Source organism: Halobellus sp. LT62 (genome assembly GCF_037031285.1).
GTDB lineage: Archaea > Halobacteriota > Halobacteria > Halobacteriales > Haloferacaceae > Haloquadratum > Haloquadratum salinisoli.
The window spans coordinates 1629014-1645387 of record NZ_JAYEZO010000001.1 but is presented as its reverse complement, the minus strand read 5'-3'; the positions used below and the strand labels follow the sequence as shown (position 1 = coordinate 1645387).

The 16374-nt window shown below is 62.9% G+C and carries 11 protein-coding genes and 2 pseudogenes; 4 read left to right on the top strand and 9 right to left on the bottom strand.

Features of this window, described 5'->3' with window-relative positions:
• Window positions 1-72: 72 nt before the first annotated feature.
• Window positions 73-2355, bottom strand: a complete 2283-nt coding sequence (locus U5919_RS08035; RefSeq protein ID WP_336023396.1) for a nitric-oxide reductase large subunit — start codon at window positions 2353-2355, stop codon at window positions 73-75.
• A 168-nt stretch (window positions 2356-2523) separates the two neighbouring features.
• Entirely contained in the window at window positions 2524-3675 is a 1152-nt protein-coding gene (locus U5919_RS08030; protein WP_336023394.1) for a multicopper oxidase domain-containing protein, read from the bottom strand.
• A 208-nt stretch (window positions 3676-3883) separates the two neighbouring features.
• Here U5919_RS08030 and U5919_RS08025 point away from each other — a divergent pair, with 208 nt between their 5' ends.
• Window positions 3884-4252, top strand: coding sequence for a DUF7342 family protein (locus U5919_RS08025; protein ID WP_336023392.1), 369 nt, complete (start codon window positions 3884-3886; stop codon window positions 4250-4252).
• A 49-nt stretch (window positions 4253-4301) separates the two neighbouring features.
• On the opposite strand, the pseudogene U5919_RS08020 reads toward U5919_RS08025, so the two are convergent.
• A pseudogene (locus U5919_RS08020) lies at window positions 4302-4880 on the bottom strand (halocyanin domain-containing protein); the annotation flags it as partial.
• Between the two features lie 280 nt (window positions 4881-5160).
• Between U5919_RS08020 and U5919_RS08015 the strand changes: the two are divergent.
• A complete protein-coding gene (locus U5919_RS08015; protein ID WP_336023387.1) occupies window positions 5161-5799 on the top strand; it encodes a helix-turn-helix domain-containing protein in 639 nt (212 codons plus the stop codon).
• A gap of 209 nt (window positions 5800-6008) precedes the next feature.
• Here U5919_RS08015 and U5919_RS08010 read toward each other — a convergent pair whose 3' ends face one another.
• Window positions 6009-6740, bottom strand: a complete 732-nt coding sequence (locus U5919_RS08010) for an IclR family transcriptional regulator (protein ID WP_336023385.1) — start codon at window positions 6738-6740, stop codon at window positions 6009-6011.
• 259 nt (window positions 6741-6999) lie between these two features.
• Between U5919_RS08010 and U5919_RS08005 the strand changes: the two genes are divergently transcribed.
• Window positions 7000-7635, top strand: coding sequence for a TetR/AcrR family transcriptional regulator (locus U5919_RS08005; RefSeq protein ID WP_336023383.1), 636 nt, complete (start codon window positions 7000-7002; stop codon window positions 7633-7635).
• Entirely contained in the window at window positions 7632-9098 is a 1467-nt protein-coding gene (locus U5919_RS08000; RefSeq protein ID WP_336023381.1) for an MATE family efflux transporter, read from the top strand. The genes U5919_RS08005 and U5919_RS08000 overlap by 4 nt, the downstream gene beginning before the upstream one ends.
• A gap of 238 nt (window positions 9099-9336) precedes the next feature.
• On the opposite strand, the gene U5919_RS07995 is transcribed toward U5919_RS08000, so the two are convergent.
• The 5 genes and pseudogenes from U5919_RS07995 to U5919_RS07975 form a co-directional block, all read right to left on the bottom strand.
• Window positions 9337-9576, bottom strand: coding sequence for a DUF7120 family protein (locus U5919_RS07995; RefSeq protein ID WP_336023379.1), 240 nt, complete (start codon window positions 9574-9576; stop codon window positions 9337-9339).
• Between the two features lie 318 nt (window positions 9577-9894).
• Window positions 9895-11235, bottom strand: a complete 1341-nt coding sequence (locus tag U5919_RS07990) for a hemolysin family protein (RefSeq protein WP_336023377.1) — start codon at window positions 11233-11235, stop codon at window positions 9895-9897.
• Between the two features lie 84 nt (window positions 11236-11319).
• A complete protein-coding gene (locus U5919_RS07985; RefSeq protein WP_425604211.1) occupies window positions 11320-13251 on the bottom strand; it encodes an SLC13 family permease in 1932 nt (643 codons plus the stop codon).
• 189 nt (window positions 13252-13440) lie between these two features.
• Window positions 13441-13953: pseudogene (locus U5919_RS07980) on the bottom strand (RNA-guided endonuclease InsQ/TnpB family protein); the annotation flags it as partial.
• Between the two features lie 876 nt (window positions 13954-14829).
• Window positions 14830-16362, bottom strand: coding sequence for an FGGY-family carbohydrate kinase (locus U5919_RS07975; RefSeq protein WP_336023372.1), 1533 nt, complete (start codon window positions 16360-16362; stop codon window positions 14830-14832).
• Window positions 16363-16374: the final 12 nt, after the last annotated feature.

Sequence of the window (16374 nt, the reverse complement as noted above, 5' to 3'; positions counted from 1 at the left end):
TCAACCGAGTAGGTGGTAATCAGTCGGAACCGCCACAATAACGAACCGCCAACGAGACGAAGCGCCCCCTCGTCAGTCGTCGCTCAGGACGCCCTCCGCGACGGCCATATCCTCGACTGACGGGTCGTCCTCGGAGCGCCGGAGGACGAAGCGCTTTCTGAGCAGGTCGGCGGCGTAGATCGCAGTGCCGACGATGATCAGCGTATCACCCGGGAGTCGCGCCCAAAAGAGGTTCTGCACGAGCGGTTGGTTGTAGAAGGCGAGGCTTCTGCCGGCGGCGTATCCCTGCGTGAACACCGCCTCCAGTTGGAGGAATCCGACCGGCAGGACGGAGACGAACACCATCAGCGCGAGTCCGACGTTCCAGCACCAGAAGGCCGCCCGGAGCCACGAGCCGTCCCAGCGCTCGGGGTCGATCGAGAGCTGGAGCATATACGTCACCATCCCGAGCGCGAGGAAGCCGAACGCGCCGAACATCGCGGCGTGCGCGTGGCCGACGGTGAGGTAGGTCCCGTGCTCGTAGTAGTTGATCAGCGGGAGGTTGATGAAGAAGCCGAGGACGCCAGCGCCGACGAAGTTCCAGACGCCGCTGGCGACGATGAACAGGAACGGGAGCCGGTAGGGGAACTCCTCGACCGTCATCGCGCTGTACTGGCCGAGCGCCTCGTAGAGGATGAACACCAGCGGGATGAGTTCGAGCGTCGAAAAGACGCTCCCGATCGGCACCCACATATCGGGCATTCCAATCCACCAGTAGTGATGCGAGACGCCGATGACGCCGGTCCCCATCACGAGCAGCGCCTGCAGCATCACCGCCTTCTCGGCGCTCCGTCGCGAGAGGAGGTTCATCGAGACGAGCGTGAGCCCGACGATGGCGACGATGAAGAACTCGAAGGCTCCCTCGACCCACATGTGGACGACCCACCAGCGCCAGAACTCGGTGACGGCGATGTTTGTCGAGGGCGTAAAGAGGAACCCGGCGACGAACAACAGCGCGATCGAGCCGCCCGCATAGAGGATCATATGTGCGAGCCCGTAGACCGGTTCGCGGTCCAAAAGCGGCTTCAGACCCCGAATCGCCAGCACCGCCCAGATGCCGAATCCGGCGAGGATGCCGAACTGCCAGATCTTCCCGACTTCGAGGTACTCGAGGCCCTCGTTTCCGAGGAGCCACCACAACTGATCGCCGAAGTACCCGTTCGAGCCGAGCCAGATCCCGGCGAGGCCGCCGACCACGACGACGACGATCGCGACCAGCAGGGCGTTGACGTACGTCGACTGGCGCTTCGGCTCGTGGCCGGTAAGCAGCGGCGGGAGGTACAGTCCCGCGCCGAGCCACGTCGCGGCAATCCAGAGGACCCCGAGGTCGATGTGCCACGTCTTCGCGATGGCAAAGGGGAGCAGTTGGAGGATATGAATCCCAAAGATTTCCTCGATTCCGAAGAACCCGGCGCGCTCGATGTAGAAGTGCGCGAGTAAGCCGCCGAGGAGGACCTGTGCGAGGAACAGTCCGGCGGCCACGGGGACGAATCGCAACGCGGCGCGTTGGCTCGGGAAGACGCTGACGTCGCCCGGTTGGGGAACTGAGATGCCCGCCGCTTCGGGTTCCGGGAGCTGGACCGATCGGTAGAGCCAGATCCCGGCCCCCGCGCCGGCGACGAGCAACACCATCGCGATGACGCTCCACGTCATCGCCGCGGGCGTGGCGTCGTTACCCGCGCCGGGCTGGTAGGGCCAGTCGTTGGTGTACGAGTGGCTGCTGTCCGGACGGTCGGTGTGGGAGAACCACGCGGTCCACATCGCGAAGTCAGCGAACTGCCTCGCGTCGGACGCCGAATCGATCGTTCCAGCGCCCACGCCGCGCTCGTGTGAGCCCTCGTGGTACCGCTGGACGTACTCCTCACGCACCTGTTCGTGGGCGTACAGCGCCGCCGCGGAGTACTCGATCTGTCCGCCCTCGTAGGACAGATCGAGGTCCTGTTTCACGACGTCGGCGATCGCGGCCTGCCGTTCGGAGCTGAGGTCGGCGTAGGCGCTCCCATAGCGCTCCCGCGCGTAGTAATCACGCATATGGTGGACTTTCAACTCCAGCGCGTCGGCGGTGTAGTCGACGCCGTAGTAGGCCCCGTTACCGAGGATCGAGCCGTGATTCATCAGCCCGTTCCGTTGGAAGGTCCGCTTGCCGTCGCGGATCTCCTCGCCGGTGACGACGACGTCGCCGTCGGGGCCGACGACCTCTTCGGGGATCGGTGGCGCTTCCTGATACGCGAACCACGCCCCCGTGCCCATCACCACGAGATTGAAAATGAACACGACGGCGATCACTTTCGCGATTGTCTTACGTCGTATCTGCATACACGGGGTCGTAGGTGCGACCCACAAAAGAGCGGTCCCGCCCGTTCCCGAAGCGGCTCAGTGGGGGCGAATATGTTCGGCCGATCGGACGCGGTGGGACCCCGCACCGATCGCGACGTCGGCGAAGGATGTTTGCCGACGTCGCATTCGTCGACGGTCCTCAGCCGTCTATCCCTCGTAACCGGCGTACTCCATCAGCTGGGCGAAGATGTCCGTATCCATCGCCGCCTCGTAGACGACGCCGCCGAGCATCCCGCCGGGGTAGAAGCCGCCGTTCATCACGTGGTTCACCTTGTGGCAGTGCAGCAGGTAGATCCCGGGCTCCGCGTCCGCGGTGAACTCGATCGTGTGGCGCTCGGCGGGCGCGACGTTCGTGACGTCCATCTCGTGTTGGGCGGCCTCGGGAATCCGTCCGCCGTCCTTCTCGACCCGCTTGAAGCGGTGGTTGTGGATGTGCAGCGGGTGGCTCATATAGCCGTTGTTCGCGAAGTGGACTCGGACCTGATCGCCCTCGCTGACGATGATGGGCGAGCCGTCCTCGGGGTGCAGCGTCCGCGGCGCGCTCTTGCCGTTGACGGTGAAGATGTCGGGGTTGCGATTTCTGGGATCGTAGCTCACGTCCTCGCCGGCCATCTGCCGCGGGAGCCGAGAGTCCCAGTCTTTGACGGTCATAAAGTACTCCCGATCGGCGGGCTCGTACCCCTCGGGATCGACGCGGAAGATCCCGTACATCCCCATCTCGATGTGCCGGTGCGTCTGGTAGTGGCAGTGATACAGGTGGGTGCCGGGCACGTTCGCGGGGATCGTGTACGTGTGCTCCTCGCCGGGATCCACGCGAATCCCCGTCGTCGTCGGCACGCCGTCGTCTTTCCACGCCTTCCGGACCCCGTGGAAGTGCAGCGTGTGCGGCCGCATTCCCTCCGTGTTGTCCAAGGTAACCTCCATATCGTTCCCCTCAGTCGTCCGGAGGATCGGCCCGGGGACGCTCGGATCGCCGTCGTCGGCCTGGAACGCCCACACCTGCGGGATGTCGACCGGGCCGCCCATCGTCTCCAACGGATGTGCCGTGTGGCGCGCGGGGCGAGATTTCAGCGTCACCGACCCGCCCTGTTCGTCGACGTCGACGACCTCCGGCGGGCTGGTCGACGGAAGCGATTCGTCCTGTGTCGCCGCCGCGGTAGCGCCGGCTCCCACCCCGGCCTGCGTCCGCTCGTTCGTCGGTGCCGTACAACCTGCCGCGCCGAGGAGTCCCGCGCTCCCAGTCGCTGCGAGGAACTCGCGACGAGACATCGTCGAACCGGGTGCACCGTAGGTAGCCATTGCAGTTCTCCCTCGGCGGGTAGGCCCCGTATAAGGTCAACGCGGTTCCAACGGCGACAGATCTGATCGAACATATTCGGGGCGAATCGGAACTCCGTCGAGAGCGAAGAATCGGCAATGCGACTCGGGGGCCGGAGCGGAGTGTTTACAAACGGCGACGAGAAACCGACGTACCGAACGACGACGTTCGGGGAGAACACGATCTGAGATGACCTCGAATCCGCTCTCTAACGCACTCGATCCGGATTTCGACGCGGTGTTCGGCTCGCTCGCGAGCGAGCAGTGCTGGGACGTCCTCCGCACGCTCGATCACGCGAAGACGGCGGCCGAAATCGCTGACGCGTGCGACATCCCCCGATCGACCGCGTATCAGAAACTCGAAGCGATGGCCGAGGCCGGATTACTCCGGAAGCGTAAGCGCGCCGACGCCGCGCGGTACTCGATCGATTTCGAGGAAGTCGTCGTCACGCGCTCGAAGGGCGAACTAGAGCTGACAGTGGTCCCGCCGTCGCGCTCGGCCGCCGACCAACTGTCGGAGATGTGGGGCGAAGTCAGATCCGAGACGAGCGGGGAGTAGCCTCCGGGGCGAGAACCAGCGGTTCCGAGCCGTCTGCCGTGCGCAGCGCTCACTCGTCGCCGCGCTGTTTGAACCAGAGGAAGGCACCGAAGAGCCCCGGTGACGCCAGCGCAGTCGCGAAAACGCCACCGAGCGCGAGGCCGCCGAGGTTACGGGTTCCGGAGTCGCCGAAGGGAGCCGCAACCGCCGCTCCAGAGCCCGCAGACTCGCCTTCACTCTCGCCACTGCTTCCGCCCGAGCCACCGTTTCCGCCGGCGCTACCGCTTCCACCTCCGTCACTTCCACCGCCGCCTTCGCCGACGACGACCGCGCCCTTCATTCCCATCTGCTCGTGCGGGACGCAGGAGTAGGTGTACGTGCCCTCGCTCTCGAACGTGTGCTCGAACGTGTGATCCGTGGCGTCGACGAGATCAGATTCGAAGTTTCCCTCGACGTCGACGACGTTGTGCGATCCCCCGCCACCGGTCCACGACCACGTGACCGTCGTTCCCGGAGCGACGCGTATCGCGGCTGGGCCGAACCCGAACGCGCCGTCGTTCGCGTCCACGCCGACCTCGACCGTCACCGCGTCGCCGTCGGTTCGATCGACGACGCCGTCGTAGTTGGAGGTGTTCTCGAACCACGAATCGAGATCCGTTCCGGACGATTGCGCGCGAGCGCCGACCGATGCACCGCCGATGAGCGTTCCCGTGGCGGCGACGCCGCCGAGGGCCCGGAGCACGCCACGACGGGTGATCGGCGACGCTGCACCGCGTTCGTCCGCGTTGGGTTCCGTCGGAGTCATAGGACAGTCGGATCATAGACGACGACAGAGAAAACACGACGCGGCCATTCTCGGATGGGCGCGCATAGACCGAACATATTCGCGGGTACTTTACTTTCTCCGCTCGAATAACGATCGTGTACCGATGCCCCGAGCGAAACTCTCCTTGGATCTCCCCGAACAGGTGTGGGTCTCGGCGCTCTCGACGGACCACCCCGACGCCGAGTTCACGGTGCTCGCGGCGATGCCCGCGGGCGACACCGGCGTCGGTCTCGTCGAGGTGACCGCCGCGGACATCGAACCGATCGTGAGCGCGATCGACGACTACGACACGGTGACCTCGGTCACAGTTTTGGAGGCACAGGCCACCCGAGCGCTCGTGCAGTTCGAGACCACCGAACCGCTGTTGATCCGCTCGCTGAGCGAGGCGGGGATCCCGTTGGAACTCCCGATAACGATCGTCGACGGCGAGGTGACGGTCGAACTGACCGCACCCCGCGAGAAGCTCTCGGAGCTCGGCGCGCTCCTCGAACAGTTCGGCATCCCGTTCGATCTCGTCTGGATCACGCAATCGATCGGCACCCAAGCGCTTCTCACCGACGAGCAGTACGAGCTTCTCGAAACGGCGGTCGAGCGCGGCTACTACGACACGCCGCGGACGAGCACGCTCACCGAACTGGCGGAGGCGGTGGGCCTCGCCAAATCGACAACGAGCGAGAAACTCCACCGCGCCGAGGGAACGGTGATCAAGGAGTTCGTCTCCGGCGGCGAGCGCGCGGAGTGATAGGGATTCTCGTAAATCCTCATATAGTAGCATTTGCAACTGACCTCTCATCTGATCGCACGCAGTCGCGCGATCGAGTGAGTGAGGACTTGCAAATGCTACTATAGAAGTCTCGCCACCCCACGTGGCGAGAATCTATGGACAGTTACGATAATCCCTTTGAGAGCTCAACCGTCGAGCGTGGCGCGTTGAATGAGCGACCCCCGTCCTCAGGTGTGTTCGCTCACGTTCTCTTCGACACGCTCGACGGCCTCCGACAGCGCGGCCACCGACGCCTCGCGGTCGGTCGTGATAAGGTCGTCCGACGAACTCGACAACGAGATCGCTCCGAAGACGCTGTCGTCGACGACGACTGCCATCCCCATCGCGTAGATTCCCGAGATTCGTTCGCCCAGATTGGTGGCGTAGCCGCGCGTTCTGACGTACTCGAGCTCGGTTCGGATATCTTCGATCGACTTCTCACCGCCGGCGTTCTCGACGATCTCGGCGGTCCGCTCCTCGGAAAGCGCGGCGAGAATCGCCTTCCCGGCGGCCGTTTCCGTGATCGACGACCAGTTGCCGATCAGCAGATCGGGGTTGTGCGTGGGACGCGCGCCGGCTCCGTTGACGAACATCAACTCGCCCATCTCCTCGACGGCCCCCCAGACCGTCTTCCCCGTCCGATCGGCGAGCACCACGAGTTCGCGTCGGGAGGCGAGATAGAACGGGTCGCTGGATTTCACGGCGGTCCCGAGGTGGAACCACTGGTGAGAGAGACGGTACGTGCCCCCGTCGTTGACCGCGTATCCGTGCGCCGCGAGCGTCTGTAAATGCCTGTGCGCTGTGCTCTTTGTGAGATCGAGGCGAGTCGCGACTTCGGTGACACCCATCGAACCCGCCCCCGCCATCGCCTCGACGATCCGAAAGAGCGTTTCGTCGGCCCCGACGAGGTTCCCGGTCATACGGACACCTTGTGACAGGATGCGATAAATCCCCGGCCGAAGCGCCGGCCGGGCGATCGGTCCGGAGGTGGATCACCACGAGTTCGTGAGTCGGGGCGCAGTGAACGCCCGAGTAGCGTTTCAGCCCTGCAGTCGCGGGCGGTTCTCATTCCGTAGTGAGCCAGCGAACCGGACCGGGGTTGAGACGACTACCACTTCGAGATCGAACAGTTTTTGACTGACCGGACAGTCAGTTTCGACAACGAATGGAGCGCCACACATGACTGAGGACACGGCGGTCGAAATTCTACACGCCACTCACGACGCGCTGTGCACGCACGGGTACGCGGACGTAACGATGCAGGACATCGCGGACGAAGTGGATCTGTGCAAGGCCTCGATTCACTATCACTACGACGGGAAGCACGACCTGCTGTTGGCGTATCTCGATCACCTCTACGACCGATTCACCGATCGGCTTTCCGGTACGGAGGGATATCCGGCCGAGGAACGTCTCTATATGCTGGTCGATACGTTCATTAGTGACCGCGAAGACGAGCAGGCGTTTCAGACCGCACTCTTGGAGATCAAAGCCCAGTCACCGTACGATTCCGCGTTTCGGGACCGGCTGGAGCGGTTCGACGAGTCGTTCTCGAACGCGATCGGAGATATCGTCGAGGAGGGTATCGAATCGGGGCGATTCGACGACGACGTCGATCCCGATGCGGTCGCATCGTTCCTCACGACGTTCGTCAACGGCGTCCAAACGAGGCACGTCGGCGTCGGTCACCCGCCCGAGGAGTCCGCTGACGCACTGAAAGAGTACATCGCGGAGACGCTCTGTGCAGGGGACGTCGCGCCCGACAACATCGAACTGGGTGCGGAAGCGGCCGGAGTCGGGAGCGCGACTGAATGAGCCTCCGAAACCGTATCGGCTCGCTGTTCAAGGGGCCGGAGGAGCTGAATCTGACGAGCGGAGACATCGGTCGGCCGCTGTTCTATCTCTCCTTGCCGATCGTCATCACGAACCTCCTCCAGACGGCGTACAACCTCGCCGATACCTTCTGGCTCGGCCAGTACAGCACGGAGGCGCTGGCGGCGATCAGTTTCGCCTTTCCGATGGTATTCCTGCTCATCTCGCTGGGAATGGGCCTCTCGGTCGCCGGGAGCGTCCTCGTCGCCCAGCACACCGGGGCGGGCGAAGAGGGCGAAGCCGAGTACGCGGCCTCTCAGACCGTGGCGTTCGCCACGTTGGGCTCGATTCTACTGGGTGTAGTCGGATACTTCGCCGTCGGCCCGTTCATTAGTTTTCTCGGGGCTTCGCCGGACGTCCAACCGCTCGCGGCGGGGTATATGCAGGTGATCTCCGCGGGGATGCCGTTCATGTTCGGTTTCTTCGTGTTCATTGCGCTGATGCGCGGTTACGGCGACACCGTCACCCCGATGCTCGTGATGTTGGGCTCCGTCGTGCTGAACATCGCGATCGACCCGATCCTGATCTTCGGGTTCGACGGCAACCCGCTCTTCGGGATGCTCGGCCTGCGCGGCGTGGAAGCATCGCTTTTCGCATCGACTGGCTACACGGGATCGGGAGTCGCCGGGGCGGCGATCGCGACGATCTTCTCGCGCGCCTTGGCGTTCGTCGTCGGGATCGTCGTGATGTTACAGGGCGTCCGCGGGGTGATGATCCACCCGAGTCAGATGCGGCCGAACTTCGGGTACCTCCGAAAGCTCGTCGATATCGGCCTCCCCGCGTCGGTCGAAGTGACCGGACGTGCGCTCTCGGTCAACCTCCTGCTGATCGTCGTCGGGATGTTTCCGACGACCGTCGTCGCCGCCTTCGGTATCGGCGTCCGCGTCTTCTCCGTCATCTTCCTGCCCGCGATTGCGGTCGCACGCGGCGTCGAAACGATGACCGGACAGAATATCGGTGCCGGGAAACCCGATCGTGCCGGAACGGCCGCCGATTTCGCCGCGAAAACGATGTTCGTCGTCCTCACGGTGCTCGGCGTCGTGGCGATCTTCGCCGCAGAGCCCATCATCGCCGTCTTCACGAACGATCCGGCCGTGATCGAAGAGGGAAGCAACTTCCTCCGGTGGGTCGCGCCCAGTTTCGGATTCATCGGCGTGATGCGCGCCTACTCGGGGAGCTTCCGCGGTGCCGGGAAGACGCTGACCGCCGCCGCGATCTCGATCTTTATGTTAGGAGTGATCCGGATCCCGGTGGCGTATTTCAGCTCACTGCGTATCGGAGCTGAGGGTATCTGGTCGGCGTTCCTCATCTCGAACGTCGTCGGTGCCACTATCGCCTTCGCGTGGTACCGGCGAGGCACGTGGCGGGCGGGGTCCGTTCGCCAGCCGACACCAGCCGACGACTAGCGTACCGACCCGCAAACCGGTTTCACAGGCAGGTAGCGGCAGCCGACGGCATCGAAACGAGGAGTGTGAAAACGTCGCCGACGAGGGGAAGTCTTTCGCTCGCCTTCGGCCTCTCGGACGACTCGGTGCGATCTACGGAATAAACAAGGCGAGTGCCTCGGGGTCGTCCGAAACGGCGTAGCCGTTTCGTGATGACGAGAGACCCTAGGTCTCTCAAACCACTTGACCCCGAGGCGGTTCACAGTCGGTCGTCGTCGAGATCGCCGGGATCGGACGCCGTGTCGAAGAGGTTGTTTTCCGCACCCTGCATAAAGTCGTCGCCGGGCTCGCTGTCGTCGACGATATCGACGTTGTAGGCATCGATTCCCATCGTGAGGAGCTCCTCGACGGCCTGCTCTTCGGTGACGAACTCTTCATCGACTAGCTGTTCGAACTCGCTGAGGAGTTCGTCGGGCAGCGTGACTTCGACGATTGGCATTGAAACCCGGTTCGTCCTCCGGGTACTTGAGTTGTGGGCTTCGACATCTGGTCGTGTTCACTTTGGAGCATTGAGCCAAGTAGCGAACGCTTGGAGCCAATTTTCGGCTGGTTTCGGCTCAGGGTGGCTGAAACAAGATCTCAGTTACTGCGGTCGTTGTCGTCGGAAACAGCCGCAGATGCAGCAGATCGTTTGTGTCGGGACCGATGGAATTCAGGAGAGCGGGGCTCTCGTGAGTAATCCAGAACACAGAGCGTTCCGGTCACAGCGTACAGCTAGAGTTGCGGACCATTGACTCGAACCACACCGCCTCACTCTTCATCTCGTAGTGGTTTCCGTCTGAGGCGTCTCAGGTGGCTGAATCACCAGCCGTTCGATTCGTGCGTCATCGATGGCATCGACGCGAAGGACGTACCCCTGCTGTTCGACTCGGTCACCGATCTCCGGCTCTCGTCCGAGTTGACTAAAGACGAATCCGCCGATCGTCTCGACCCCGTCGACCTCGAACGTAGCGCCGAGACGTTCGTTCACCTCTTGGACTGGGACGCCGCCGTCGACGACGTACGTTCCGTCGTCTCGTTGCTCGATAGCGGGGCCCTGCGGTGCCGTGTCGAATTCGTCTCTGATGTCGCCGACGATCTCCTCGAGGATGTCCTCGATGGTTACGATCCCCTCGAAAACGCCCCATTCGTCGATGACAACAGCGATCTGCCCGCCTCCGTGCGTCTGAAACTCGGCGAGAATCGCGTCGATCCGTCGCGTCTCCGGGACTACCAGAACGTCCCGTGCGAGGTCACGTGCGGTGACTGAGTCGCGATCGACTTCGTTTTCGCTCGCCCGAAGGATGTCCTTCGCGTGAACGAACCCGACTGGCTTGTCCCCGGCTTCGTCGAGGACGATGTAGCGAGTGTAGGTTCCGCTGGCGGCGACCGCGCGAAGGTCTGAAAGCGCCATCGAGGCGGACACGGTTTCGACGTCGGGGCGCGGCACCATAATCTCGCGGGCGAGCGTGTCGCCGAGCTCGAAGACGCTCTCGATCATCTCGACCTCGTCGAGGTCGACGTGTCCCGTCTCCTCCGAGCGCGTGAGGATCATCAGGATCTCTTCTTCGGAGTGGGTTTCCTCGCTCTCGGACGCCGGCGAGACGCCGACGAGGCTGGTGAAGTAGTTGGCGGTGCCGTTGAAGACGATGAGGCCGGGCAAGAACAGGTAATAGAAGAATTTCATCAGCGGCGCAACGAGGAGCGCCACGCGCTCGGCCTCTTGGATGGCGAAGGTCTTGGGTGCGAGTTCCCCGAACACGACGTGGAGGAACGTGATGAAGCCGAATCCCAGCGCGAACGCAACGAGATGAATCACGCCGGCGGGCAGCAGTTGCCCGAGAACCGGTTCGATGAGCGCTGCGACAGCCGGTTCACCGATCCATCCGAGGCCGAGTGAGGAGAGCGTAATCCCGAGCTGGCTGACGGCGAGATAGCCGTCGAGGTTCTCGATTGCGTCCTGTACCAGCCCCGCACCGGGTTTCCCGCGGTCGACGAGCGCAGCCACCCGGGTCGGCCGGATTTTCACGAACGCGAATTCGGCGGCGACGAACACCCCGTTCATCACGACGAGGAAGAAGGCGAGCAACAGCCCACCAATAGAGATCAACTCGACCATACTCCAGTATTGGCGTGTGGGGTCTTGTAGGGGGCGGCTGCTACGCGCAGCTGTAGCGCACGTCCAAGTCGAACATCCGTCGAGTCACAGCCCCCAAAAGAACGCGATACCGGCCGTCGTGACAACGGTCAGGATGAGCTGGAGCGGTGCACCGACGCGCGCGAAATCGGTGAACTTGTAGCCGCCAGGCCCGTAGACCATAAGGTTCGTCTGGTAGCCGACCGGGCTGAGCAGCGGTGTGCTGGCGGCGAACGTCACCGCGAGGGCGAACGCGAAGGCGTTGACGCCGAGTTGTTCCGCGACCTCGACGGCGATGGGAAGCATCAGCACGACGCTGGCGTTGTTGCTCACCATCTCCGTGATGATCGCGGTGCCGAGATAGAACGTCGCGAGCATCGCGATTGGAGGGAGCACGGCGCTCCCGGCGACGATTCCCGTCGCGATCAGGTCCGCCGTCCCGGAGGCCTCGAACGCGATGCCCAGGGGGATGACCCCTGCCAGCAGGAAAATGACGTCCCAGTCGACGGCTTCGTAGGCATCCGCAGGGCGGAGGATGCCCGAGAAGAGCATCGCCACCACACCGGCGAGGGCGCTGACCATAATGGGGAGGTACTCGAGGGCGGCCAGTCCGACGACGCCGGCGACGATCCCCAGCGCGATGGGGATCTGCCGCCGATCGAACTCCTCCCAGCGCTCGTCACTGGAGACGACGACGTTGGTGTCGGCCCGAAGCCGGTCTCGGACGTCTGCGCTCGTCTGCACGAGCAACACGTCTCCGGCCTGTAGGTCGACGTCTCGGAGGCGCTGGCGGATCACCTCGTTGCCCCGGCGGATCGCGAGGACTGTCGCGTCGAACTCACGCTCGAAGCCGGCGACGCCATCTCGCCTGTTCGACCACGGTCCGGGGAGTAACACAACCTCCGTGAGCGAAGTCTCCACCTCGGTATCATCCGCTTTCCCGTTTCCGTCCCCTTCGGCTTCTTCATCGTTCTCATCGGCCGTCGGGCTGACACCGGCTACTGCCGGTGGCTGGTTCCACGCGTGGTGTTCCGGCGCGAACCCCTCGGGGAGCGGTTCGTCCTCGTCGGCTGCGGCGTCGCGGAGTTCCGGAAGGAGGACGAGGTGTTCGTTCTCGATGACCTGTTCGAGCGTCTCTTGGCTCGCTCTCACCGAGAGGACGTCGCCGGCGCGGATCCGCTCGCTCGGGAGGCCGCGGACGATGCTGCGGCCGTTGCGCACGATCTGGAACACGTCCAAGTCGAGGTCGCCGCGACGCAGCTCTCGCACCTGCGATCCGACGAGATCGGAGTCCTCGTGCACGACGACGTCGGTCAGGTAGTCGGCCATCCCGAACTGGTCTGTAGGGGACCCCTCCGCGGTGATCCGGGCGGGCGTGAGGTATCGCCCAACGGTCAGCAGATAGACGATACCGACGGCCAGTACGACGGCCCCCAGTTGTGTGAACTCGAACAGGGAGAACGGCTCGCCGGTCGGGCCGATCTGCGCCCAGATATCGCTCGCAAGCAGGTTTGTCGACGTCCCGATGACGGTGAGCGTCCCGCCCATCATCGAGGCGAACGACAGCGGAATCAGCAGCTTCGACGGCGAGGTCCCAGTCTTCCGGGCGAGGTTCGTGACGGCGGGGATGAGCACTGCGACGATGGGCGTGTTGTTGACGAAGCCCGCCGACGGACCGGACAGCCCGACCGTCGCGAGGAGCTGTCGGAATTCGCTGTCGCCCGCGAACGACTCCATCTTCTGGGTGAGGATCTGGATGACGCCGGTCTGTCGAACGCCCTCGCTGAGGATAAACATCGCCAACACGGTGAGCGTCGCGGGGTTCGAGAAGCCTGACACGCCCTCCTCCGGGGAGACGCCCGTCCACGGACCGAGGAGGATGAGCGCGACCATCAACGCGATGGCAGTCGTGTCGATCGAGACCGGCTGGAGAACGAACAGGGCGAGTGCGACGGCGACGACGGCGAGCACGACGAACACGTCGGGAGAAACAGGCAGCTCTACCGGGAGCTGCTGGAGGAGTGTCGGCGTCGCCAGTGCGAGTTCGTGTAGTGGCTTCGTCACCGAATCAACTGTGTATGGATCCTAGTGGGGCCCACATAGTAGTACGGTTCTCGCCGCTCTGTCGCCGAACTCAGGTGGCGTCCATCGGCACCCGGCGAGGTACGTGCCGTGGGAACCGCTTTGTCAGTGACCCACGACTGAAGTCGTGGGCTTGTCAGTGGACTCCCCTTCTGCCGACGCAAAATCGGAGGCGGTGTAATCGCCGTTCAGGTTCAGCGTCCCTGACTTCAGCGCACACTGACAGGGTGCGCCTCCACTCGAAGACGTCTGCCCCGAGTGGAGACGTTTGAGAAGTTTACGAGCGATGTTCTTGCTCGCATTATAGTCCGCGTTCAGTTCGTACTCACACTTCTGACACACGAACTGGTGCTTCGACTGCCGATTGTTCTCGTGCGTAAATCCGCACGACGAACACCGCTGAGACGTGTACGCAGGACTCACCTGCTCGACCTCGATACCGAACATCTCGGCTTTGTATTCGGTGTACTGGTAGAGGCGTCGAAATGCCCATATGTGGAATCGCTTTGCACTAGCCAGTCGCTTGCGAATGTCGGTCAGATTCTCAAACGCGACGTGCGTACAGTCGTGGTCGCGGGCTTCTTCGAGAATCCGATTCGACGCTCGGTGGAGTTCGTCGTAGCAGCCGCTCGCGACATATGCGGTTCGGCTCTTCTCCCCGTTGACGGCGGCGAACACACAGTCAAAGTCTCCATCACGCGGCTGAACTCGCGCTTGCGAGCGACGGGAGGGTTGCAGCGGCGTCATCGTGAGCGGAGCGAACGAGGGCCACGAGACGGAATCTCGCGCGGTCGCGGGACATCGAGAGTTGTGTCTACTGAAGCACGGTCCCACCAGCCAACTTGGGCTTGTAACCACGTTTCCGCGGTCGGTGGGTGACGTGACTGAAATGGTTTGGAATCGAGGAAGATCGTTATTATATCTCATAAAATGTGTTTTCTAATACTACTTCGATCGCCGTAGATCTCGACATAAAACGGAGGTTTTCTCGGTGGAGTGCTCCGTGAGGATCGTCAGAATCATCGACGAGAAACACGGTATCTTCGACATCGTGTTTCTCAGCTAGCTCAATGGGGATTTCTCGTGCAATTGGGATTAGTACACGGAGGGAGTCGAGAGCGGAGAGTTCTGTTGGTTTCAGGGTCGACAGCAGCGTACAGCCTGCACTCTTATCGTTGACTCGGATCGCCTTTCGATCGACAGCAACGCGATCCGTGATCGCACCGCCTACTGGCTGTAAGTCAGTCTTCTGAACTCAATAGGAACTGCTGCTCGACTCCGTTTGATACCGAATTTCTAAAGCTGAGAAACAGTATTCGAAACCGATATCATCAAGATAGGGCTGACAATGAGATCGCAGGGTGTCCGCTCTCGCTCCACAACCACCGTGTCAATCCACTCGGACGAATAAATGAGGCGGGTGATTTCTGGATAGAAACGAGAAGATCGCTCCGCTCGTTCTCAACTTACCACCGACCGGAAGTCCGGTCTGGGTTATTTGTTGCTTAGCGACGCCAGCCGGTGCATCTCGCCTTTCATCGCCGGATACAGATCCCGGTACACGTCGTAATACTCGTCGTACGTCGCCGTCCGCTCGGGATTTGGTGTCGTCGTGGTCGCCACCGTCGTCGACGTTTTGAGCATATCATATCCGTCGAACACGCCGCTTCCGATCCCTGCGAGATACGCGCTGCCCAGCGGCGCGCCCAGCGGATTGCTGACATATTCCTGTTCGTACCCCGTGATGTCGCTGACGATCTGTCGCCAGAGGTCGCTCTGTGCGCCGCCGCCGATAGCGAAAGTCCGTCCGATCGACACGTCGCCCTGCTCCATCATTTCGAGGTTGTGTCTGAACCCGTACCCCACTCCTTCGAGGATCGCTCGATACACGTGGTATTTCGTGTGTGAGAGCGTCAGCCCGGCGATCGTCCCCCGAGCCTGATCGTCGTTGAGCGGGGTTCGGGATCCGCTGAAGTACGGGAGCACGACGAGTCCCTCCGAGCCGGGATCGATCTTCGCCGCCTCCTCGGTGAGGTGGTCGTATTTCGCCTTTCCGACCCCATCGTCGAGCACCGCGTCGCCCGCGAACCGGTCCGCGAACCACTCCGTGATCGCACCCGATGTCGCCATCCCGCCACCGACCGCGTACTTGCCTTCCACGCTGTGCGGCGTCGACCATAATCCGGGAACCGTCCGCGGTTCGGCGAACGTGGAGTAGACGACGCCGGTCGTCCCGTACATAAACACGGTGTCGCCGGGATCGACGCCGCCGACGCTCAGCAGCGACGCGATCGCGTCGACCGCGCCGGTCACGACTGGGGTCCCGACCGCGAGTCCGGTCTGTTCGGCGGCGTCGGGCGTGACCGCGCCGGCGATCTCCGCCGACCATTTCGTCTCGGGCAGCAGTTCGGGGTCGAGCCCGGCCAGCTCGAACATCTCTGTATCCCACTCCAGTTCCCTGAGATTGTAGAGAGGGCTGAAAAAAGAGGCCACGGCGTTGTCCATCACGTGCTCGTCGGCGAGTTGGGAAACGACGTACCCGACCGCGTCGACGATGGTCTCCGTCCGCTCGAAAATCTCCGGTTCGTTGCGTTTCAACCAGAGGATCTTCGCCCCAGCCGACTGAAACGAAAGCGAGTTGCCGCACACCTCGAAGATTCGGTCCTCACCGATCCACTCGTTGAGGAGTTTGATCTCTTCCCCGGCGCGTGTGTCGACGCCGTATAGCATTCCGGGCCGAAGCGGAGCGCCCGACTCGTCGAGCGGTAACACGCTCGGTGCCAACCCGCTGATCCCGACCCCGGCGATCTGCTCGGGAGTGATTTCCGACTCCGTCAGCAGTTTCCGGGTTACGTCGATGAACTCACCCCACCAGACCTCGGTCGGGTCGTGTTCGACCCACCCCGGCTCCGGCGTCGACACCCCGTGCGGGATCGACGCCGACTCGATCACGTTGAGATCGGGATCGATCAGGAGCCCCTTCGAGTTTGTGGTCCCGATGTCGAAGCCGAGCAGACACTCGTCCATAACCGTCGTTGA